Annotated in this window: 24 protein-coding genes; 20 read left to right on the plus strand and 4 right to left on the minus strand. The window is 35.0% G+C overall.

Annotated elements, in window-relative coordinates; genetic code table 11:
• Positions 1-963 precede the first annotated feature (963 nt).
• The 3 genes from FJQ58_RS19135 to FJQ58_RS19145 are packed head-to-tail and all read left to right on the plus strand — an operon-like array spanning position 964 to position 3,244.
• Positions 964-2,196, plus strand: a complete 1,233-nt coding sequence (locus tag FJQ58_RS19135) for a hypothetical protein (RefSeq protein WP_139996298.1) — start codon at positions 964-966, stop codon at positions 2,194-2,196.
• Complete coding sequence (locus tag FJQ58_RS19140) at positions 2,153-2,674, plus strand: DUF5939 domain-containing protein (RefSeq protein ID WP_139996300.1); 522 nt, start codon at positions 2,153-2,155, stop codon at positions 2,672-2,674. The genes FJQ58_RS19135 and FJQ58_RS19140 overlap by 44 nt, the downstream gene beginning before the upstream one ends.
• A gap of 9 nt (positions 2,675-2,683) precedes the next feature.
• On the plus strand, positions 2,684-3,244 hold the full coding sequence (locus FJQ58_RS19145; protein ID WP_139996302.1) for a hypothetical protein: 561 nt from the start codon (positions 2,684-2,686) through the stop codon (positions 3,242-3,244).
• Positions 3,245-3,538: 294 nt separating this feature from the next.
• On the opposite strand, the gene FJQ58_RS19150 is transcribed toward FJQ58_RS19145, so the two are convergent.
• On the minus strand, positions 3,539-4,540 hold the full coding sequence (locus FJQ58_RS19150; protein WP_162341594.1) for a restriction endonuclease: 1,002 nt from the start codon (positions 4,538-4,540) through the stop codon (positions 3,539-3,541).
• Positions 4,541-4,716: 176 nt separating this feature from the next.
• Positions 4,717-4,926: a restriction endonuclease gene (locus FJQ58_RS19155; protein WP_162341596.1), complete on the minus strand. Its 210-nt coding sequence runs from the start codon at positions 4,924-4,926 to the stop codon at positions 4,717-4,719.
• Positions 4,927-5,151: 225 nt separating this feature from the next.
• Between FJQ58_RS19155 and FJQ58_RS19160 the strand changes: the two genes are divergently transcribed.
• The 8 genes from FJQ58_RS19160 (at position 5,152) to FJQ58_RS19190 (ending at position 14,161) form a co-directional block, all read left to right on the plus strand.
• Positions 5,152-6,123 carry a hypothetical protein gene (locus FJQ58_RS19160; protein WP_139996308.1) on the plus strand — a complete coding sequence of 324 codons (972 nt, stop codon included), beginning with the start codon at positions 5,152-5,154 and terminating at the stop codon, positions 6,121-6,123.
• Between the two features lie 387 nt (positions 6,124-6,510).
• Entirely contained in the window at positions 6,511-8,925 is a 2,415-nt protein-coding gene (locus FJQ58_RS19165) for an ATP-dependent helicase (protein ID WP_139996310.1), read from the plus strand.
• A gap of 386 nt (positions 8,926-9,311) precedes the next feature.
• On the plus strand, positions 9,312-9,821 hold the full coding sequence (locus FJQ58_RS19170) for a hypothetical protein (protein WP_139996312.1): 510 nt from the start codon (positions 9,312-9,314) through the stop codon (positions 9,819-9,821).
• 277 nt (positions 9,822-10,098) lie between these two features.
• Positions 10,099-10,749 (plus strand): hypothetical protein, encoded by a 651-nt coding sequence (locus tag FJQ58_RS19175; protein ID WP_139996314.1) that lies wholly within the window; start codon positions 10,099-10,101, stop codon positions 10,747-10,749.
• Positions 10,750-10,927: 178 nt separating this feature from the next.
• Positions 10,928-11,065: a DUF6979 family protein gene (locus tag FJQ58_RS33430; protein ID WP_420799851.1), complete on the plus strand. Its 138-nt coding sequence runs from the start codon at positions 10,928-10,930 to the stop codon at positions 11,063-11,065.
• Between the two features lie 46 nt (positions 11,066-11,111).
• The gene (locus FJQ58_RS19180; RefSeq protein WP_139996316.1) at positions 11,112-12,965 is read left to right on the plus strand and encodes an AAA family ATPase; all 1,854 of its coding nucleotides are present in this window, start codon (positions 11,112-11,114) and stop codon (positions 12,963-12,965) included.
• Positions 12,966-13,179: 214 nt separating this feature from the next.
• A complete protein-coding gene (locus FJQ58_RS19185) occupies positions 13,180-13,752 on the plus strand; it encodes a recombinase family protein (protein WP_139996318.1) in 573 nt (190 codons plus the stop codon).
• Between the two features lie 130 nt (positions 13,753-13,882).
• The gene (locus tag FJQ58_RS19190; RefSeq protein WP_139996320.1) at positions 13,883-14,161 is read left to right on the plus strand and encodes a hypothetical protein; all 279 of its coding nucleotides are present in this window, start codon (positions 13,883-13,885) and stop codon (positions 14,159-14,161) included.
• Positions 14,162-14,510: 349 nt separating this feature from the next.
• Here FJQ58_RS19190 and FJQ58_RS19195 read toward each other — a convergent pair whose 3' ends face one another.
• Positions 14,511-15,446: a toll/interleukin-1 receptor domain-containing protein gene (locus FJQ58_RS19195; protein WP_238404190.1), complete on the minus strand. Its 936-nt coding sequence runs from the start codon at positions 15,444-15,446 to the stop codon at positions 14,511-14,513.
• 1,154 nt (positions 15,447-16,600) lie between these two features.
• Here FJQ58_RS19195 and FJQ58_RS32385 point away from each other — a divergent pair.
• On the plus strand, positions 16,601-16,756 hold the full coding sequence (locus FJQ58_RS32385) for a hypothetical protein (protein ID WP_162341598.1): 156 nt from the start codon (positions 16,601-16,603) through the stop codon (positions 16,754-16,756).
• 160 nt (positions 16,757-16,916) lie between these two features.
• On the opposite strand, the gene FJQ58_RS19200 is transcribed toward FJQ58_RS32385, so the two are convergent.
• Entirely contained in the window at positions 16,917-17,189 is a 273-nt protein-coding gene (locus FJQ58_RS19200) for a helix-turn-helix domain-containing protein (RefSeq protein WP_238404180.1), read from the minus strand.
• Between the two features lie 132 nt (positions 17,190-17,321).
• Here FJQ58_RS19200 and FJQ58_RS19205 point away from each other — a divergent pair, with 132 nt between their 5' ends.
• The 8 genes from FJQ58_RS19205 to FJQ58_RS19240 all read left to right on the plus strand — a co-directional run bounded on the left by FJQ58_RS19205 (position 17,322) and on the right by FJQ58_RS19240 (position 21,918).
• On the plus strand, positions 17,322-17,744 hold the full coding sequence (locus FJQ58_RS19205) for a hypothetical protein (protein WP_139996324.1): 423 nt from the start codon (positions 17,322-17,324) through the stop codon (positions 17,742-17,744).
• 113 nt (positions 17,745-17,857) lie between these two features.
• Positions 17,858-18,442: a deaminase domain-containing protein gene (locus FJQ58_RS19210; RefSeq protein WP_139996326.1), complete on the plus strand. Its 585-nt coding sequence runs from the start codon at positions 17,858-17,860 to the stop codon at positions 18,440-18,442.
• The gene (locus FJQ58_RS19215; RefSeq protein ID WP_139996328.1) at positions 18,418-18,726 is read left to right on the plus strand and encodes a hypothetical protein; all 309 of its coding nucleotides are present in this window, start codon (positions 18,418-18,420) and stop codon (positions 18,724-18,726) included. The genes FJQ58_RS19210 and FJQ58_RS19215 overlap by 25 nt, the downstream gene beginning before the upstream one ends.
• Positions 18,727-18,790: 64 nt before the next feature.
• Complete coding sequence (locus FJQ58_RS19220) at positions 18,791-19,198, plus strand: ATPase, T2SS/T4P/T4SS family (protein WP_139996330.1); 408 nt, start codon at positions 18,791-18,793, stop codon at positions 19,196-19,198.
• Positions 19,199-19,248: 50 nt separating this feature from the next.
• Positions 19,249-20,067 (plus strand): type II secretion system F family protein, encoded by an 819-nt coding sequence (locus FJQ58_RS19225; protein ID WP_139996332.1) that lies wholly within the window; start codon positions 19,249-19,251, stop codon positions 20,065-20,067.
• A 20-nt stretch (positions 20,068-20,087) separates the two neighbouring features.
• Positions 20,088-20,969: a type II secretion system F family protein gene (locus FJQ58_RS19230; RefSeq protein WP_139996334.1), complete on the plus strand. Its 882-nt coding sequence runs from the start codon at positions 20,088-20,090 to the stop codon at positions 20,967-20,969.
• A gap of 21 nt (positions 20,970-20,990) precedes the next feature.
• Positions 20,991-21,179 (plus strand): Flp1 family type IVb pilin, encoded by a 189-nt coding sequence (locus tag FJQ58_RS19235; protein ID WP_139996336.1) that lies wholly within the window; start codon positions 20,991-20,993, stop codon positions 21,177-21,179.
• Positions 21,151-21,918: a TadE/TadG family type IV pilus assembly protein gene (locus FJQ58_RS19240; protein ID WP_139996338.1), complete on the plus strand. Its 768-nt coding sequence runs from the start codon at positions 21,151-21,153 to the stop codon at positions 21,916-21,918. Before FJQ58_RS19235 ends, FJQ58_RS19240 begins: the two co-directional genes overlap by 29 nt.
• Positions 21,919-21,966 lie beyond the last annotated feature (48 nt).

Below are 21,966 nucleotides of genomic sequence, written 5' to 3' on the forward strand. Positions count from 1 at the left end.
ATTATATCTAAATTGGAATTTTTCTCAAATGGTTTTGGAGGATATTGTTGGTAAAAGTCGAATTAAGAAAAAAGAAAAAAACATAGGGGTGCGAGATGAAAGAAGTCTTCATTAAACCGCCGTTTGTTGCATACTATATAAAATTTTAACAGGCATAGAATCTGGCGAAATTGAAAATGAATTAAGAAAAGAAGGAGCTTCAAAAGAGTAATAGTTAACATGTTCATCTTGTTCTTGTTAATCTGTTTGTTGGCAGCGTATCTGATTACCTCGCAAATTGAATTCGTATCATTGCCTACCCAGACTCGATGATCTTCCTTAGTCTAACTCTAGAAAATAGAAGAAAACAATAAAAGGGATTCACACTAATTGTAGTGAATCCCTTTATTGTTGGAGCAGGTGTATTTTTTTTATGCAATTCACATATTTTATTTTTTTAAGGCACTTTCCCCTTTATGAGAAGTGAACTCAGATATTCATTTAATTATTGATCTCTTAAGTAGTTTTAGAAGTCTTTTGATTCTTCAATTTAACAAGTCGTGATTAACATTGAAGCTGATACTATAACTAGTGCTTGAGTTGATAGCTGTGAATTAATTGGAGAATATTTCATTATGACTGCACTACCGTAAAACTCAGGAAGGGGAGTGACAATCTGGCATCTGTGTTACTACATAATTTATATTATTATATAAAATTTGTTTTATCAAGATGAATATGCATGACTAGATTACAGGATAGTTACTGGTGCAGATACAAGTAGTAGGGGAGAATACTGTACTCTTTCTGATAACTGTGGACCCAATTCTAGCTTATTAACATACACCAATGAATGAGTGGTGGGATATACATTATGGGTATTTGAAGGAATTGTGAGAAATTTGTATTTTTTTGTATTCAATTGTGAGCGTAATTTGGTATCATAATCTTAGCTAGATATTAGTTAAGGGGATGATTCGATCTATGGCAATGCCGCAGACTAGTCTTACAACATTTAATTTACATAGAGATATTGTTGATTCAATTTCAAGCGAGAGATTTCATGCCTTTATTAAAGAGAAGAACTTGGTTCGTCAAAGTGGTTACTCAAAGCAAGAAAGAGTAGCAATTATTGAAGATGCGATTAATGTAAAACAAATCGCTTTAGATGATTTTGAAGGGTTTTTATCGAACGAATTAATGAGAAATCGCAATAAAACCATTTTTTATTCTAAGATTTCTTTTGATATATCTCGTAGGCTTAAATCATTACAATATGTTCAATCATGTTTGTTAGAGGCAAATATGGAAGAGAACAATTTTAATAATATTTTAAAATCTATACAACCTGATAAAAAAACTTGTTGTTATTTGGATATTCAATTAAATTCTTCAACAGAAGTAAGTAAAATAAAACTGTGTTTCGCTGAATCAGTTGTTGTAGGTAAAGCGACTCCGAATACACTGCCACGAAAGGAAACTGATTTTACATGGTTAGAACTTGATTTGCAAAGGAATTTGATAACAATTAGAGTGTTTGACAGAAATGCGAATTTTGGTGGATCAACAGATAAAGCCAAATATCAGTTCTGTATTTCTCAGTTGAAGAGTATCTTTAATATTAGAGATTTACAGGATGTTTCTTATCAAAGAAGCACGTTATATAAGATGTTTAATGAATTGTTATCTACAGCTGAGGAGCCATTTAAACGAAAGGTAGCATCAGTAACAACGGATACCTCTAAATTAGTTGGGGCAATAATAGAAGGACTATGTCTGACAAATACCCTTGTTATTGATGACTTAAATAAAAGGCATAATAATTTATTAATTCGTTCTTTAATTCAAGAGAATTTTCAGCAATACTCATCGTATTCAGAAGGAAAAAAAGGGCTTGTGGATCGATATTATTATACGGATAATACAGGTGCATCAGTTAATGCCAAAACTAACGATGATCAACGATCAATAAGTTTATATGATATTTATTTAGATACAAAACATTCGATTGATAATCTCAAAAAGGTAGAAAAGCTTTGGATAACATGGTATAGAAAAATAACAAATAGGTTTGGTGAGAAAATAATAAAGGTTAGGACTAAAATTGAAGTGTTTAAGGAGTGTTATGTAATTCACTTTCTCTATGAACATCTTACAGAGGAGGCCGAGATTCATGTACTATCCGAGTTTGAATTTTTTGAAAGATTATCGGATTGATCCTATTATAATTGATAAAATTGATAGATGGTTATCCATCCAGTTACGCTCGACATACCATTTCATTAACCCTCAACAATTTGCAATTGATATGAAGGTTGATATTGAGCTTAGTGTCGATACGTTTGCTTTATGTTGTCATAATCCGATATCTCTTATGAATGTAAAGTATAGAGTGATTTGTCCAAATTGTGGTCAAACTGATCGGCATATAACTGAATTTGATTTTGAATCAGAATATTATGTTGAATGTTCAAATTGTACATACTCATATGATGTAAGCGAGAATCAAGAGTTTATTGAATTATTTTTTGTTTTACTTTTTGAGCCTGAAATTAAACCTACAAGCCAAATATTGTTGCCTGAAGAAGTGAAGAAAATATTGGGAAAGTCAGAGAGCCTTCGATTTACTGATGTAAAAAAAGGTTCGACTCGAAGGCTTTTGTTGAATAGTTATAAAAATTTTGCATCAGATTGAGGAGAATATGTGAAAAAAATTCGAAATCAAATACTGCTTGTTACAAGTATTATTTTATTAGCATTTTCATGTTCCGTTTTAGTGGGATTAATAGTCACGAATGTTAATGCTCAACAAGCATGGGTTGGAGCAACAATTGGGGCAATGGGGAATGTTATTGGTGGAGTAATAGGTGGTTTTGTTGCTTACTTTGTTGCTGCATATCAAATTGAAAAGTCAGATCAAAAAGATATAGTTAAAGTAACGAATAAATATAAAAACTTAATTACTGTTTTGGTCGAGGAGTTACATCATAATAAAATTGTACTTAAGGCAATTCAGCAAAATGGAGTAATTGATGAGGATATACTTAAAGAACAAGTACATATGACAGCTTGGGATTATGTGAAATACGAAATATCATCAATAGTTCCAAGTTTAAGCTTTAGGCGTATCTCCATGCTTTTTCGACAATTGGGAGTTCTTAAAACTTGTAGTCCAGAAGAGATGACAATTGATGATATATCAACAAAAATTCCTGAAATTGAAGCTGTAATTTTGGAGTTGGAAGATGTCCAGAAGAAGCTGTAGATAATTATGCAGCTCCAATCTTAAACTAGATATTGTTGAAAAAATGTAGCCCATTTACATTGGTGTGAGGGCTACATTTTTTATCAGTATTAGTAACTCAACAAATTAGTAATGGTCTTCAGCAGACCGCTGACTGTTACATAGATCGTTAAGATTATTATTTGATTGTGATTGTGTAGCTTAAGTCCCGATAAAACAGGCACATATAAGTTAACTACTTAACGCTGTAATTGCTGGGTTACATGGTATCCGAGGCTTATGTTAGTACAGTTAATTTTTCCTTAATAGTAAAATTCATTTACCTAGAAATATACCGCTATGTGGCTTCCTCATAACTTCGATCCATTTTCTAAGAGTAGTTTTATTAACCTCTTGAATAGGGTAAGATCTAGCATTACAAACTTCTTTTGCACTAGGTGACAATGAACTTGTTGTTACAATCAGTCCATGTGGAACATTTTCTGAAACCATATCTGCATACAGTGCTTTCACGATAACTTGTTCAATTGTTTTTTTATATCTCTTACATTGAATTAATATCGTGGGTGGACCAGCTAGTGATGGGTCTTCTTGCCAAACTCGAATATCAATTCCTCCGTCACCTCTGCCTGCACCTATTTCGACAAAATAGCCTTGTCGTTCAAAAAACTCAGCGGTTAATCCTTCGAACTTTCGCCAGTTCATGTTATTAATTTTATCGAAATTAACTGATAAGTAGTCAATATAGCGTTGATCCAAAAATGTTCCATAATGAGTTTCCAATCGTTCACTAATGAACAAGTCCTTAAGTTGAGCGGTATCGACCCAATTCATTTCACGATAAGTTGTCCAAGGGCTTTTATGCATATGATTGTTAAATCCTTTTAACAAATCAATCGCAACTTTTTCTCCAATAATACCGTACTTTATTCGAGCTTCATTTATGAACGGCGTTGGATCGAAAATTTTATCCGCTTTTTCAAGAAAATTATAAAACAGAGGTACTATGTCACTCATTAATTCAGCTTCAATTGAATTAATTCCATATTTATGTCTAAGAACTGCTGTGAAAATAATTGACGAACTGGGAGAGTCAGATTCTGTATTCCCAAGTAAGTTTAGAAGGTCAGAAATAAGTTCTTCATATTCCTCAGGATATATTCTGATCCCATCCTCATCTGAGCCAAACCAAATTCTATGATGTTCTTTTGGCATAATGTCAGCAAATTCCTCACGTGTAAGTCCAAGCCCAGCTTTATAACCAATAATTTCACTAGTAGTTACAATTAATTTGCCTCTATTAATACTTATTGCCAAAGAAATCATCCTCATTTCCTTTATTATTAATAATTGGAAAATATATAAATGTCAAAGTTTTTTAACCCTGATGATCGTAACAGTAGATTCGACCATTGAAGCAACTTGAATTCAAAAGGTAGTAATCCATTACCTTCTTCGTAACAGGATTTCCACATCTTGCGCATACAAAAAGATCATTGTTTTGTATAAAAAGCTGTAGGAACAGTTGCAGCATCTACTTCCCCAACTGGCTCATGATCATTCACCTTGATCGTCTGTGCAGCATTCACATTTGCCATCTTCTCGATCAGAGCGTCTCTATCCCACAGCTTAACACCAAGCCGCTTAGCGTATTCCCTAGCCTGTTCAGTGAAGTAACTGTTGGTTATCCCAAGCTTCGGCAAAGCCATATACATCCTTGCTCGTATAAGCTTGCTAAATCGCTTCTTAGTTTACATTTTTATTCCAGCGTTTGGCATGGATGACGACTTTCTTTATTACTGAGGAAGTGTCATTCTTGTGTTTTCTAACCAAATTCAGATTCTCCTACCTAGTTGGAATATGTTAGTATATATAGACGATTATACCTGGTTGTAAAAAGGAATGTAATAGTAAAGGATGATAATCTTATGGAGAGAATTTCAGAGTATGATAACATTTTTCATTACTTTCGTGGACAGTCAGCGGAGGAATCAAGTTTGCTACAAAACGAGAATAATGCGACCAAAGCATTGATTAATGTATTACAGCATTCAGATAAATCAATTACAGGTGATTTTTTGAAATTATGTGAACCTTCTATTGAAGTAAATGATTTGTTTGAATTTGATTATGGAGTTCAAGTTCATGAAAGATTACATAAAAAAGCTGATCGTGGTATTGTGGTTGGTATTGTAGAGAACGAAAGTCAGTTGAATATTACTAGTTACGAAGATAAAGAAAGTGTACCTGATGCATTTATTTATTCAAATAGACTTTCAATTCTATTGGAAACAAAAATCGGTAAAACTAACTATCTACATACTGGTCAACTAGAAAAACATAAGGAGAAATTTCATGTAGAGCAGTTCAACATCGGGGAGCCTTTATTTTTATCTTGGAAGCAAATTCGTATGTCTTTCTTAGAAAAACAATTTATATTCGCAAACGATACAGTATCAGGATTTTTACTGAGGCAATTTGATGATTTTTGTGAAATGAACGGATTAGGTTGGCGAGGTAAGAAGCATAGTTTTCTGTGTTTTCCGTTTAAAGCAAGAATCATTGCTGAGCAAGTAGACAGCTTTCTATCGAATGGAGATTTTGAGCTGGTAAATCCAAACAGCACACAAGGTATTGGATATAAGAGAAAGGGAAGGAGAGGTGGTTTTGCAAAGCTATGTACTGGTCGAAAAGCTTTAATATTACGTTTTGGTAGTGTAAATAGTGTATTAGGAGTGGAAATGCAGGAGAGTATAGATACGTTACTTGAATTTACTTATAAACGAAACACAACGGATAATAATCGATATCGTCATGAAGCGTATATTAATTTATCTTGTGTTGAAAATTTAAAGCAAATAGTACCATTCATTAGAAAAGCGTATGAATGTAATCCTTAACCCTTCATAATTCAAAAAAGTGGAAACTAGTATGCTAATGTCGCTGTTAGGTCAATTAAATTATTTATGAATGGAGAAATGTCAGAAGCCCTTGCTGCAGGGTTAGAGCGTCAAGGAAAGTTTTTGAAAAAGAGATTTTAACGCAACTTTAAAGTTGTCCAAAAACTGCGTTCCTTGGGTTGTGTGAAGCATTATTAGTTCGTGGAGTGTTATGCAGTTAAGACTATACAGTTGATAAAAACTAATTTCGAATTGGATAGATTCGGGATAATGATGTTTTATACAAAAAAAGGATAATATCAATAAGTTATTAATATGCTATATCATAACTGGACTGGTAGGTAAATAACCAAGTTTATGAGTTATGTTAGGGTAAAGGAGATATAGATGGTACTTCAAAAGTTAATAAACAAACTTACAGCTAGAGAACAATTACTCTTTGAGATTGAGGCGCTAAAAACTAAATCTTTTCATTTAGATAGAGAGATAAAGAACTTATCAAGTGAAAAACAAGTTCTTATAAACGACATTGAAGCAAAAAAAGAACTTATATTAGGATTCCAGGATGCAACCGAAAAGTTAAGAAACCAAAATGAATTTATTGAAATGCAGCTAAAAAATATAGAAAATCAAAATCTTGTTCTCAAAGAGACTCTAAAATTATATCAACTTCGATATGGGGATATCACTAACACGGTAATTAATGGTAATCAAATAAGCGAGTGGGATGAAGATGTTGGTTTTTTTGAACATATCGAGAAAATCAAAGGGAATTCATTCAATAAAGAACAGGTTGAAGCGATAAGATATGATTTAGGAAAAAACTTAAGAATTATAGCTGGAGCTGGAAGTGGAAAGACAGAGACCATTTGTGCAAAAACAGCTTATTTAATAACAATGGAAAATGTGGAAGCAACTAAAATATGCATGGTAACATTTACTCGTAAAGCGGCAGACGAGATGAAGGAGCGAGTTAATAAATTTTTATCGTCAGATAATTCGCGTGTATCAATAGGTACCTTTCATAGCATCTTTAAAATCATGTTTGAGCAGCTTTTGAAGGAAATACCATCTTGTGCATCTGTTGGGGTTACTGGAAATAAGACTAAAGATAGTGAAGATCAAGCTAAACGTTTATTAAATGAATTGATAAAAAAATATAAACTATATCAATTTAATAAAGAAGGAGACAAGAATATAAAAGAGAGGATAGAATATTGGACTAACTTAGGTTATAGCTCAGAAGAGATGCGAGATTTTGTAGCGAAACATTTTGACAGTATTGAAAGCATGTCAGAATATCCTATTAGCCAACGTTTTTATGATCTATATCATGAGTTTATAGAAATTCGGACAACTAAAAGAATTGTTTTGTTTGATGATTTTCTTTTGAATCTCTATAGGGCTATGGAAAAATTCGAAACTGCACGAGAGTTTATCAAAGGTAAATTTGATTATCTATTTGTTGATGAATTTCAGGATATTAATCCCTTACAGATGGACATTTTGATGTTAATTGCCCCTCCAGATGGAAGCGGTGCGAAACTAATAATAGTTGGCGATGATGACCAAAGTATTTATGCCTTCCGAGGTTCAGATCCTAAGTATATAAAGAATTTTCAAAAAACATACAACACATATACTTTAGAATTGATGACAAATTATCGATCAAAACAAAATATTGTACATGCTGGAAATAGAGTAATACAGGGGAATGCTCATGATAGAATTGAAAAAGCAATGGAACCATTCCATCTAATGAATGGTGATGCTTATATATTAGCTGCTAAAGATCAAAGTTCAGAAGCAAACTGGATAATCACTAAAGCCCAAGAAATAGGTAAGACAAAACCATTTATTAAAAATGAAATATTAGAGCCAATCAACTACACTCTTTCAACCGTTTTATATCGTTCCGTTAGCCAACTACAAAGTGCTTATCAAGCTTTAGATGACAAGAACATTCCTTATGTTATTGAGAGTAATGAAGACTTAATGGGGATTTTTAATATTTTTGATTTCAAAATATCATTTAATAAATTGTTGGATTTATTAGAATCAAGTCCTCTGGTTCAAATTGAAGCATGGCAACCATTTCTGCTTAATGTGGCAAATGCACATTATATTAGTAATCAAAGTTTTAACAGATTCATGAAAGACAATCAATTTTCTTCGATTCAGTTGATGTTACAGGGCTTTGTGAACTATGTAAAACAGGAAAAAAGGAAAGTAGATTCAAACCTTCTGCAACAATTTCTGAATGGTATATTTAAGGTTTTAAAAGGAACTCCTGTAGAAGTAATAGAATTTATAGAGCCATTATTGAAATTCCCAAAGAATAAAGAGAACATTTCAACCGAAGAAGTTTTTTGGATAACAACAGAATGTCAGAATTATAAAGAATGGTCTGATTTTTTATCATATTATCATCGTTTAAAAGGTAAACTTGAAAACATGAAAAAACAACTAATAATATATCAGAAAGGAGAGTTAAATGCACTTTATTTTTTGACTATTCATAAAAGTAAAGGATTAGCTTTTGATAATGTTTTTGTTATGGGTGTATATGCAGGCGGTTTACCACATCATAAATCTGTTCCATTGAGTAAAATTAATATGGATGAATGCAAAGAAATGGCAGATCCTCCAACATCAGTGGAAGAAGAAAGAAGACTAATGTACGTTGCTACCACTAGGGCAAAATATAATTTGTATGTCACCTTTCCTAGAACTATTCAGGATAGACCAAGTAAGAGGTCACCGTTTATAAAAGAGTTAGGATTGTCTTTAATAAATGATTGAAAGGAATAGTTGTAAATAAGAAATGTAAAATAAATGTTTGCTCTAGTGATTATGTGTTTGATTTAGAAGGGGAATTGATAAATGTGCCTTCTAAAGAGCGCGACTTGTTACACATTAAGATGAATTTTTTTTGAAAAAAAACTGTGTAGATTCTGAACTATTGAATGATTTATTGATGTTTTATATCTAATGACAGTAGCCTTAGTGAAATTTAATGATATTCTAAAATATACAAGTATCCAACAAAAAATTATAAATCTTTTGATGGACAATTGAATAACAAAATATCGAATTTTATCACAGATATGTAAATGTTATTTATGGAAATGAGCTGAGCGAATTTTAAAGATTGGTTATTAATGATAAAAGTGTAAAGGGTGGATAGAATGCATTTGCAAAATTGGTATGATAGCCTTGACAAAGAGAACAAAGAAAAGGCTGATAACATCATTTCAAAAATTAAGGAAATTGATCCAAATGAAAATGATTCCTTAGGAATGGTCAATGCTGAGATAGAAGATAATAATCCTGCACTAGCAGAGTTTAGGTTTGTAAACTTACTCAAGAAGAGTCTGAATGATTATGATAAGAACCAAGAAGAAACTGCCAAACTTCTTGAAACAAGAGGATCAAGAGATATAAAACCTATTGTGCAAAAGATTAATCAAGCAGGTGTAACTCCAAAAGAGTTAATGACTCTATTAAAACATTATCATTATGAGGGAATATTGGATGTTTTTTATCGCCTGGAACATACTTATATGGATGATTTAGACAATTCTGAATTTCCATCATTTGTTATATCGGAAGTAGGAACGGATGGCGAATTTACTGGACGAATAGTTGATGTATATGGATGGTTGTCATATTTGAATCCAGAAAACGAAGAAGAATGAACCACATGACTTTCATGAAACATTTAAGTGAATAGTAGATATGAGAGTACTAATGGTGTAGATATAACTCTGTTTTATCCAATTATTTTGGATTCTGTATTCAATCCGTAAAATTGGTTAACAAAACGAAACAGGTAGTAGATTCGAAATTCCTGAGGTGTTTGATAGTTTAGACGAACAGTTTTCTCTTTTGGTGAGAATGATCGTAATATCAGATTTTAAAAAGTTTAGTATAGAATTGTAGTATTGAAATACTATTATCTTGAAAGAGGTTGCTATGTCGCCAAACTTATTTATTAAATTTGAAGAAGCCTTTCCAATCAATAGTAACATTGCTAGATGGATTGTTGGTCTAGGTATTGTCCATAATGATCTTGTTTACATTAGTCAAAATTCAAGAGCTATCTCTAATAAAGATATGTCAATACAAATAACGCAACTATCTTCTATGCTTAGAATTCATTGTTCTTCGCTGAGAGAAGCTATTTTTTATTTAGAAGAATCAGAGAAGTTGCAAGAAGTCACAGATCACATAAAATCATTACCACAAGAACTTCAAGAGCTATACAGTAAGTTGACACCCTTGTTTAGAACTGGTGTTGAAGCTGATTTACTACAAAAAATGACCAATATAAGAAATGTCACCTATCACTTTTCAAAACCAAACAAGAATGAATTCACAAAAGCATTACAAGAATTATGTGATAGGGTAGTTTATTACGATAAAGTTGAGGAACGATTTTTATTTGCTGAGATCATTAGTGACACAATAATGATTCAGTCTCTCTTCAAACCAGATGAAATAGCTGCTAATCAGGGGAAAGAAGCCGTATCCGCAATAATAAGCAGAATTCTTAATGCGTTTCATACGTTTATCACGTTTGCAAAAGAAGTAGTGAATTATTATTTTAAACATTTGAGAGGGTAGCGTCGCTTGTTGATGCCAGAAGCAATATTGATGCTATGTCCCATAGCTCCTATATTTGTAATAAAATATTAGTACTAGCAGCATTTTTTCATATATTTTTTTCAAAAAAAATGTAATACAAATGTTAAAAACGAACTAATTAGACTTATTAATAGAGGACGAGAGATTGAATAAATGAATTAGGGGAAAAGATGTACACCCTCTAACTGCTTGTGATAAAGCCACATCAAAAGTATTAAGAGAATGGACTTGGTTCCAGCGAAAAGGATGTCTTAAGAAGGCATTCCTGAGTCTATATGAAGAAGGAATAGTTTAGGGCATTCGCTTCATAAGTTTTAATAATCAAGTAAGGGGAATTAACAATGTCGTATTTAATTAAATCTTTACTGGTAGAAGACAAAAAATACAACTTTTCATCTGATGCTAGGGAAGATGATAGATACATATCTAACCTATCAAAAATTAATATATTTGTTGGTTCAAATAATTCGGGGAAAAGTAGTCTTATGAGAAGCATGTTCATTTCCAAGGAAATTCATTTTAAACCAGCAAGGGTAGATCTGGTTAAAACTAATAAAGTTATAAAAGATCTAAAAGCTCTTATTGCGCGGATGATGATAGATTTTAATATTGTGGACTATGACAATATTAAGAGCAATATAGAAAAAATGGTGGAAATAAGTAATTTTTCGAACGGTGTTAATGCATATGGGGATTTCTATCGAATGATGGATGAGTTAATTAATCTAAAGGATCAACGAGTTGTAACGACCACTAGTGGTGCCTTCTATAGATATGAAGAGCTTAATAAAAGTCTGAATAGTGTTGGTGGAGAATATAAACAACAAATGGATTCTATCTTTGGTGAAGAGACACAGATGTATTTATTTAAAAAAGTATATATTCCGACACTAAGAGGTTTAAGATCATTTGGTGATACAGAAGATCCTTTTTTGAAAAGAACGATAGATGATTATTTTGAACAGAACGATCACTGGGATGTTTTCACAGGATTAGGGTTGTACTCTCATTTAAAACGATTGCTGTTGGGTGGAATGAGGGAAAGGGAAGTCGTTTCGAAATTTCAAAATTTCCTTAGTAAAAACTTTTTTGATGGCGAGGAGGTTGTGCTTATTCCTTCCATTAATTCTGATGTAGTACATGTGAAAATCGGCAACGAGAAAGAACAACCTATTTATAAATTAGGTGATGGCATACAATCTATAATTATTATTACATTCCCTGTTTTCGAAATTATGGATAAACCAGCATTGATTTTCATTGAAGAGCCAGAGCTTTATTTACACCCAGGCATGCAAAGAAAATTAATGGAGACGTTGAGTACATTTGATAATTTACAATTTTTCATTACAACTCATTCTAATCATTTCTTAGATATTACTCTTGATTTACAGAATATCTCTATCTATAAGTTTGCAAAAAAACTTGTAACTGGATATTCAGATGAAAGGGAAATGGAGGCGAATTTCGATATTGAGAATGTAAGTAATGAAGACAGTAGTGTTCTAGAAATGTTAGGTGTTAAGAATTCGTCAGTCTTCCTTTCAAATTGCACAATATGGGTGGAAGGAATAACTGATAGATACTATATTAGAAAGTACCTAGAACTATATCATAAGTCATTGAACCTCCCAGAGAAGGATTGGTTTAAAGAAGATTATCATTATTCGTTTGTTGAGTACAGTGGAAATAATATTACTCATTGGTCTTTTTTAGATGACAACGAACCAGAGCAAGAAGGTACTTTTAGGTCAATGAATGCAGACAGGCTTTGTAGTAAATTGTTTTTAATTACTGATAAAGACAGCGAAGTGAAATTAGCGAGACAACAAAAACTTTCTCAACGATTGCAAGAGAGGTATTATTGTCTGGATTGTAAGGAGATAGAAAATTTACTTAGTAAACAGACGTTGGAAAAAATCATTATAGAATATGAAAATGTAGAACAACCTAAGTTTAAAAAAACATTTACAGAGGCTACATATAAGGACGAATATTTAGGTGCTTTTATTGATGATATTTTAGTTAATAGACGCAGAGTTGCTTCTTATGGAATGGCTTCGGGAACGATTAATAATAAAGTTGCTTTTTGTGAGAAAGCACTTAAAAATATATGTCAGTACGATGATATGTCAGATGGTGCGAAAGAGTTAGTGAAAAGAGTTTATGAATTTATTCGAAACAATAACGAATAAAGGCTAAAAGCTTAATCTATTCAGTTTCGGCTTTTTATTATTGTCTTATAAACGAATGTTTTTGAGAATATACTAACCGATGCCCGATCAATACATTAATATGTTTGAAATTGGTGTCAAAACCCATCTCGAAATCAAAGGTAAATTTCTACTGGACACACATGAGTTTTGAGAGTACAGTCTGGTTTAAGTTAATCATTAGGGGGGATTTCGGGTGGCTAGAATCGGGTATGGACGAGTTAGTACTCTTGAACAATCATTGAATTTGCAAACGGATGCACTAACACAAGCAGGTTGTATAAAGATATTTGAAGAGAAAGTGTCAGGGAAAAATGATGATCGTATTGAATTAGCAAAGCCACTTGAATACCTTAGAGAAGGCGATGCTTTAGTTGTATACAAACTGGATCGCTTGGCAAGATCGACGAAGAAGCTTATTGAGTTAAGTGAAATGTTAGAGCAGCGTGGAATTGAACTAATAAGTATCCGTGACAACATTGATACTACAAGTGCTGTTGGACGAGCAATGTTCAAAATGCTTGCGGTCATCGCAGAGCTAGAACGAGACATAATAAGTGAACGTACAATGGCTGGATTAGCGGCTGCAAGAGCAAGAGGACGTAAGGGTGGTAGACCTAGAACAGATGAGAAGAAGTTAAATCAAGCAATTAAACTATATGATAGTAAGCAATACAGATTGAATGAGATAAGTGAGCTAACAGGTGTATCCAAGCCTACTTTATACAGAGAGCTTTCTAAAAGAACGGAATCGAGGAAGTCTTCGTAAAGAAGGCTTCTTTTGCTTTTGTTAATGAGTAAGGGGCGGGGTGAATTTTACCTTTTCGAGGTTTTCTAATTCCTCAGACCCCCCTGGCACTTCAGCCGCTCGACCTTAAAAATATTGGAGGTGTATCATTATGGAGGAGTATTTTCAATACATTGTAGAGAATCTTAATGTTCAGGATATACAAATGTTACGAATACTATCTAATGAAGGAGCTAATGCAAAGTATAAAGCTATGTTGAATGCAAAGGCATTTGAAAAAAGTGGACTAACGGAAGCTAAATATAGGTATGTAATCACACGACTTACCGCTATGCGCTTTATCGAGGTTAATACAACATCTAAGGAACATTCTTTATTCATTAACGGCTACGGTAAAAAAGCTTTGTCTGCGACTTTAGAAAAGCAATGATAAATATTTAAAATGAGCAGAGTTTTTTTTGGGATAGCATTTTACTTGAGTTGAATTATTTGGTAGCATCTTAGCATACAATATTTTCAAGAGAAAGCATCGCTAATGCTTGGACAAAGACCATCCTTGAATTGGTGATGCTTTTTGTGCTTGTATGAGAGGGTGTTTTAAGATATTTCAGAAGCAATATCACAATGAAAAGATGCAATTCATTTTTATAAGAAAGAAGCATGACGAATCACAATCATATGGAAATGAAGTAAAGGGACTTGAGTAAAATATCTTATCAAGTCCTTTCTTGAAATTAAATAGAGGAAAACGATTAGAAACTGAGTGGGAATAGTGGATCTTAATAAAACAAAATAATTCTATATGTCATGAATGTTTCAGTTGCCAAATGTGCTTTATCATTAGCATATCCGTATTTCTCCATTTCTTTACCTTTTTCATATTCATAATGAATGGGTCTAACCATACATTGGAAATAATATTTACTATGATATTCACCTGAGAGAGTATTGTATTCAATAAATTCAATATCAGGTATTACCATAGTAGTTGGGGTACCTTCGGATTTTTCCTTCATTTCCAAAATTAATGTTTGTCCGTGCATTGCATCTATTAATTTGAAATCAATAAGTTCATACTTAGTTTCTTTATCAGGAATATCAGGTCTATGGCTTATCTCGAAATAGGTAGCTCGTTTTAAGTCTTTTAGGAAATATTGCGTTGTGACAGGGTATTGATCTAAATGATTGATAATCTGCAAAATGTCTTTAAAGGAAGTCATTCGAAGTCTTTCGATATTTGAACAGTTCATATCTGCAAGATTAGAAGTGAATTCCGAAATACTTGAAGTAATTTCTTTTATTTTTCTTAACTCAAGTGTCAAAGTATTCAAATTAGAAATATCAACCTTCTTCATACTTTCTTCCAATATCTTGTATTCGTTCTCCCAATACTCGATATAATGCAAAGCACCTTGAGGTTTAAAGATATTGACCTTATTTTCCAAGACTATAGGCAGTATCCTAGCCTTGTGATCTTCATCTTTTATAAACTCTAATACTTCAAACATGCAGTTTACAGATTTTAGGTAATCGTCACTAATAATCATTATTACATAATCTGATTTTCTGACTTTTTTCATAAACTCTTTGAAACTATCTTTGTACTTAATATCACGTTTATCACGAGTTAGCTCGACACCTATATATCTAAAAGTATTATCAACTTCGTCTGCTATCTTTTCATCGTTCCAATTATAGGAAAGAAATATTTGCATTTTCAAAGAAGTCGTCTCCTTTACAGTCTTACTATTAATTATTACGATGATTATCGGTTTTCTTCTTCATCTTATTAATAGCATGAGATGAAGAAGAAATAATATCCTGCATTATATGATGCGTGCTATGACAAATAAGTAGAAAAGCAATGGAGATAGTACAGACAGTTGTGTGAGACCTAAGTAAATTCAATAAGTATTTCAATAATTAATTGTTCAAAGAAAAAGCATTCCTTTGGATATGTAGCAAACATAATAGGCTGGATAATGAAAAACTATTATCTGATTAATTTTTATGTGCTACACAGCCAACTAGTAGGAAACTAATCTTGCTATATGAGTCCTACACTGTTAAAATAAGGATAATAAAAGATGGAAAAGCAGAAGCACTGCTGAATCTTGGACATTAGTCCCTGATTTAGTATGTGCTTTTTTTGCTTTAAAAAGAAGGGATGGTTATTATGTCGAAAGTTATTAGTAACGACGCTGAGATTCAAAGTTGCGTATCAAACCATTCATTAGTCGAAATTTGGGTAAGTAGAGAATTTGATGCTCATTGTCGTTTGGTTGAATATAACGATCAAGTGGTTAGGACAAGTGATGGATTTTATTATTTGAGGACTAACATTAAGATGCGCTTAACATCATTTAGTATCTAGCCAAATAAATAATGTAAAGCGGAAGCACTGCTATTTAAGGACTCATACTCCTTGATTTAGTATGTGCTTTTTTTTTCTTCAAGAAAAGTGAGGATGATAAGAATGGTAGGTGAAGTAATTAGAAATTACCATGAAATTCAAAGTTGTATAAATCAGTGTCATTTTATTGAAGTTAGGGTTAGAGGAGTTTGATTATATTGGTGAAATTGTTAGGTATGACGATGGAGTCGTAAGGACAAGAGAAAGCTATTATTATATGAAGGATAATAATAGTTTGGTTGTGTGTGATCATAATATTTCATATTTCTAATCGTGCTAGAAACTAAAGGGATGATGTTTATGGAATTGGAATTTAATAAGACGCTCAGAACTAATTTTGAGAGTAATATTAAAAGTTGAAAAATAATTTAAAGAATTTAAATTGTAAGTTAATATGAAATCATGAGCTAACCAGTATATAATTATTGGAGTAAATAAGAAAATTTGGAGGAATATATGAGCGGACAAGATACTATTAGCAATACTGATGCACATGCAAGCATAGCTGGTTACCATAAGCAAGTTTATGTTACGGTTGAATCAAACATAAATGGAACATATCAATCAGCATATCGCTCGATAGTAGTCAATGTAGGAGCAGGATTTTGGTAATCTATATAAAGAAAAAGAGCCTGAGGGATGCTTTCCCATCAGGCTCTTTCTTAGTGCGCCCAGCATGGGCGCTATCTCTAGGGTTCAAGTCCCGAATGGTGAAGGCAATAGTAACCATAGCTTAAGGCAAGGGTGTCCATCGCGAGGTGGTCTAAATATTCTATGTGGGGTCAGAATCTCTAATTTTATTGTACTCTAACTCAACTAATCCGAAAAAATTAGTAGGTCGAATTTTAAGACCCTCACAGATCTCAAATATTTTACTTATCGAAGGTTCATTCTCACCACGTTCTATTAACGACACATAACTTCTATCTACATTACATAATCCAGCCAAATCTTCTTGCGATAGACTTTGCTTAATTCGAAGTGTTTTTATTAGTTTCCCGAGAATCGGTTTAATATCAGGATTACGATTGTTCAGAAGCTTCACCTTCTTTTTGAACAATTATCAGACTTGAATCACACAGACAACAGATTGTTAATTCCGAAAAATGGTTTATAATAGAAATTAATTGTGACGAAAATTATTTGTTGAATTCATTGAGACAAAGGGGAGTAACAATTGGAATTTATTAAAGAGGGAAACGATTCAATAGTGATTTCTTGCAAAGGTTGTTCTAAACAACATGAAATTAAGAAACTCTACTATTTTAAGACATCAAATGACTATAGGTTAGTAAAGGCGATTGTTTGCGATTGCGGTAATACTACGGATAAAATAGAGGGAGGAACAGTTTCAGGTCTTACTCCACCAAGCGATCAATGGACTATTTCACTTGCCGTAAAAGCGATTCTCATTATATCAATACCAATCATCATTATTGTATTTTTGGTGAAAGGATGTATTGCATCATATATTGAATACGATAAAAATGATTATAAAGATTTCAATGATCTTACTAGACAAGAATATAACGACTACATGAAATTGGAAAGAAAGCAGCAAGAAAAGAAATGGAATAATGAGAAGATGTTTGGGAATTGAAAGACGTAAATAGAGATACATAAAAATGTGAAGTTTCCAGATGAAATGTAGTTGTAAAATATTGGTTTTTAAATTATTCTATATGTAGCACATTTTAGGAAGGTGATAAGACAGTGTCTAAGTTAATTGGTAAATATAATAACTACAGTGAGGGACGTTCTCTTCATGAACTATCTGAACTACGACTAGATATGGTGAAGCATTTACGCGACCTTAATAAGATTCCTGAGGATGTATATGTTAAGTATTTGACAAAAAATCGTGCCGTAGCAAGTTATAAAATACAAAATGAAGTTCATTATTTGTATTCACATAGTCAAATTAGTGAATCGACGCACGAATTATATAAGTTTTTTTCATTTACGTTGTTACCACAATCTCAAAAATTCACGACTTTAGTATTAGACAGTTCAGGAAAACATGCTGAAGTATGGGATAGAAATGTTGATACGGAAGCAAAAATTCTTGAATACATTTTCGAAGAGGTTCGTACTAAAGGCATCACAGGGGTATTAGAGGTGAATCTTTACACAAGGTATTATCCATGCGATAGTTGTGATGGAGTTATTGATCAGTTTGTTTTAGAAACTGCCTTACTGGGAATAAATACAAGTATTGAGGTTTATTACGACATAGTAGGTAGTCGAGTTCGGAAAATAAGGGAGGCTGGAGCATGGACTTCCGTGTGGAAAGTTTAAGAAAGGCAGTTACTGATATGTTTCTTGAGTACTTAGAAGCGTGCAAGGATGATCATCTGGAAGCCACAAACAGATTATTAGAAGCATATGGAGAGATAATGGAGCATAGTGCAATGTACGAGTTTGTTGTATTGGACAGATTACTTGAATTAAATAAAGATGGTGATTACGATGGAAAAGCAGAACTTTTAAGTCAACTTGAAAAGTTTATGCAGGAGGTAGAAATATATATAACACCAGAAGAGTATGTACAAATACATGAAGTGAATTCTGTGTTAACATAAATTAAATTATAGATTTTTTTACCACCCCCCCAAGTAGCATATTTTTGCTACTTGGGGGATTTTTATGTCCTATTTTATAGATATGACACAGGCGCTTAATTCTGGCCATAGCGGCAGCATGTCTACGGGACATTCTAACGGAGCAAAAGATATGATCGCCCGCCTAGAGACCATGGCGATGAGCGCAGCGGAATTGCCTGTACAGGTGATCAGACAGCAAATCGCGTCCGCGATTGATATCGTCATCCATTTATCGCGGTTTCGGGATCGTACCCGCAGAGTCACTGAAATTTGCGAGGTGGTAGGCATGGAGGCGGGAGAAGTAAAGCTCCAGCCGCTCTTTCTCTTTGAAGAGGAGGGGGAGTATGACGGGAGGATAGCTGGCGGGCTTAAACGAACAGCAAATGCGTTGACAAGGCTAGATAAGCTGATTATGGCTGGAAAGAGCATACAGGAAGGGGCGGTCGGATGAGCAACACCAGCGAAGCGAGCAAAATAATACATCATAGACGGTTTTCGGGAATGAGAATCCGAAGAGCGCTGGAGTGGTGCGGCTGGGAGAGCAGCGAGACCATTGGGAGGATGAAGACGGGCAAGCAATTAATAGATTACGATCGTTACCAGCTAACGCGAAAACAATCTTTTGCGGCTGCGTTAACGGCAGGTCTTCTCCTATATGGGGCTGTCTACCTCTTCTATCATTCCAGCCTATTGTCTCTAATCATTTCTTGTGCGGGGATTGCGGCACCTAGATTTAGGCGGAGATTGCTTGTGCAGCAGCGTAAAGAGCGTTTAAAGCTGCAATTCAAGGAAGTGCTGTTCTCACTTACCTCTTCGCTCGCTGCGGGACGATCACTTGAAAATGCTTTTTTGTCGACGCTGGATGATCTTAGGCTGCTGTATCCTGATCCGCGAACGGAGCTGCTGCTTGAATTTCAAATCGTCCGTTTTCGATTGGAAAATGCCGAGCCGCTCGAATATGCGCTCCGCCATTTCGCTGACCGTGCCGGCGTAGATGAAATCTCGCAATTTGTTGATGCTCTTGCCACATGCAAACGCTCAGGCGGAGATTTGCTGGAGGTAATGAAACGAACGTCGGTCATTATTGGCGAGAAGCTGGAAATTGATCAGGAAATTGCCGTCATGATAGCGCAGAAAAAGTTCGAGGGTAGGATCATGATGGCTGTTCCGTTTGTTTTTCTGGCTTTCCTCAGCTTGGCTGCTCCCGATTATATGGCCCCCTTATATGGAGGACGTGGTTATCTGCTGCTGACAGGAGCGCTGCTTCTTCTCATTTTTTGCTTTTGGCTCATGGCCAAGCTGATGACCATTCGCATGTAGGCAAGGAAAGAGGGATAAGTATGGTTTCCGCAATCGCCGCAGTTATACTGACCGCATTATGGATTTATTTGGCGGGATTCAGTGCCCTCCGTTCGGTATGGCTTCAGCTATCGGGAAAAAGAGAAAGCAAGCTTCATTCGTCGAAGCTGAAGCAGCTTTGCTTAACTGATCCGTTTGCGCGTACGCTTGAACGCTTGCATTTATATGATTCTCTTCAATTGCCGATCAGCAGCTATCATCTAAAGCTGCTCGTATTGATGGATGGTGAATGGACGATTGAGCGTACGAAGGAAGAAGCGGCCACTGCACTGGGGATAGGCTTCGCTGCCCTAACGAGCTGTGCTTGGCTGAGCCTTCTAGGCAGGGAGCCGATCTTGCTTGGAGTAGGAGTCGTATTTGGCATCGTGCTTACGATCCGACCCTTCGTAGAAGCTGGTCGGCGAGTCGACCAGCGCAAGCAGCAAATCATTACGGAGCTGCCGGACATGCTCAGCAAGCTAATGCTGCTTGTGGGAGCTGGCGAAACGGTGCAGCAGGCATTAGCCAGATGTCTGGAAGGAAAAGACTCTGACAGGCACCCGCTCTATAAGGAGTGGCGCGATGCGGTAATGTCGCTGCGCAATGGACAGGCCTTCAGCTCGGCCATGGAAAGATTCAATCGCCGCTGCTCAGTTCAGGAAGTATCGATTTTTACAACGGTATTGCTGCTGAATTATCGGCGCGGAGGAGAGCATTTTGTGCTTGCGCTGCGCGAGCTTTCCTATACGTTGTGGGAGAAACGCAAGGCTATTGCCAGGTCAAGAGGAGAGGAAGCTTCTTCTAAGCTAGTTTTTCCACTGGTAGGCATTTTGCTTGTGCTTATGATTTTGGTCGCTTCACCTGCGGTTTTGTTAATGTCCTAACACAAAAGAGAGGAAGTTGAAATGATGAAAAAACTAATGCAAGCGATTCGCGCCTTTTGGGCAGAGGAAGAAGGCCTTGGAACACTCGAGATTATTCTTATTATTGCGGTAGTCATTATTATTGCGCTGCTATTCAAGGATTGGATCATTGAGCTTATTGAAAGGCTGATGGGGAAAGCCGATGACGAAGCGGATAAAATTTTCAGCTAACTGGCACGTGAACGTTTTGCAGATCAAGTACAAGCTTCTCCAATGGCTGAGAAAAGAACAAGGCAGCTTTACGCTGGAGTCGTCCGTTGTGCTTCCGCTGTTATTGGGACTTATATTGTTATTCGTGTTGTTTGGCATGTATATGTACCAAAAGGTCATTGTATATTATGCAGCCTCGGTAACAGCCGAAAGGACTGCCTATAGCTGGGATAATAGTTTTCGGCAGGCAAGAACAGGGATGCTGGCAGATGATAGACATGACGGTTTGTATTGGAGAATGAGCGAGGATAAGATGCTCGCCAGCCTATTCGAAATGAAGGAGGAAGTCCCCGCTTCCGCTGTCACTCTGCCGCTGGAACTACCGGGCGCAACGGAGGATGACCCGCTTTCTGAACGCAAAATGAAACAAGCGGCTTTGTGGCTCGGTAAAGCGGGTCTCGCTTACGAAGGACAAGTGAGCTATGAACGGAGTGTTCTCAAGAAGAGCATAGAGGTCAAGCTTAAGACGACGTTATCGACGGAGTCTGCGGAGAAAAGCTGGCTGCGGCGGGAGCCTAAGAGCGTCTCTTCAGCCATAGTCGTGGAGCCTGTAGAGTTTATTCGAAGCGTTGATCTTGTGCGATATTATTACGCGAAATTTGCTAATGCGAGTGGCGGAAGCACAGAAGCGAAGTCACAGGCTGGGAATGCTCTAGCCCCCTATAAAAGCAAGGATAAAGGAGCTGAAAGCAAAGGATAGAGCAAAGCGATGCGGTATGGGGGAGAAGTTAGCAATAGGAATGAAACG

It is taken from the genome of Paenibacillus paridis, from assembly GCF_006345825.1.
GTDB classification, from domain to species: Bacteria; Bacillota; Bacilli; order Paenibacillales; family Paenibacillaceae; genus Pristimantibacillus; species Pristimantibacillus paridis.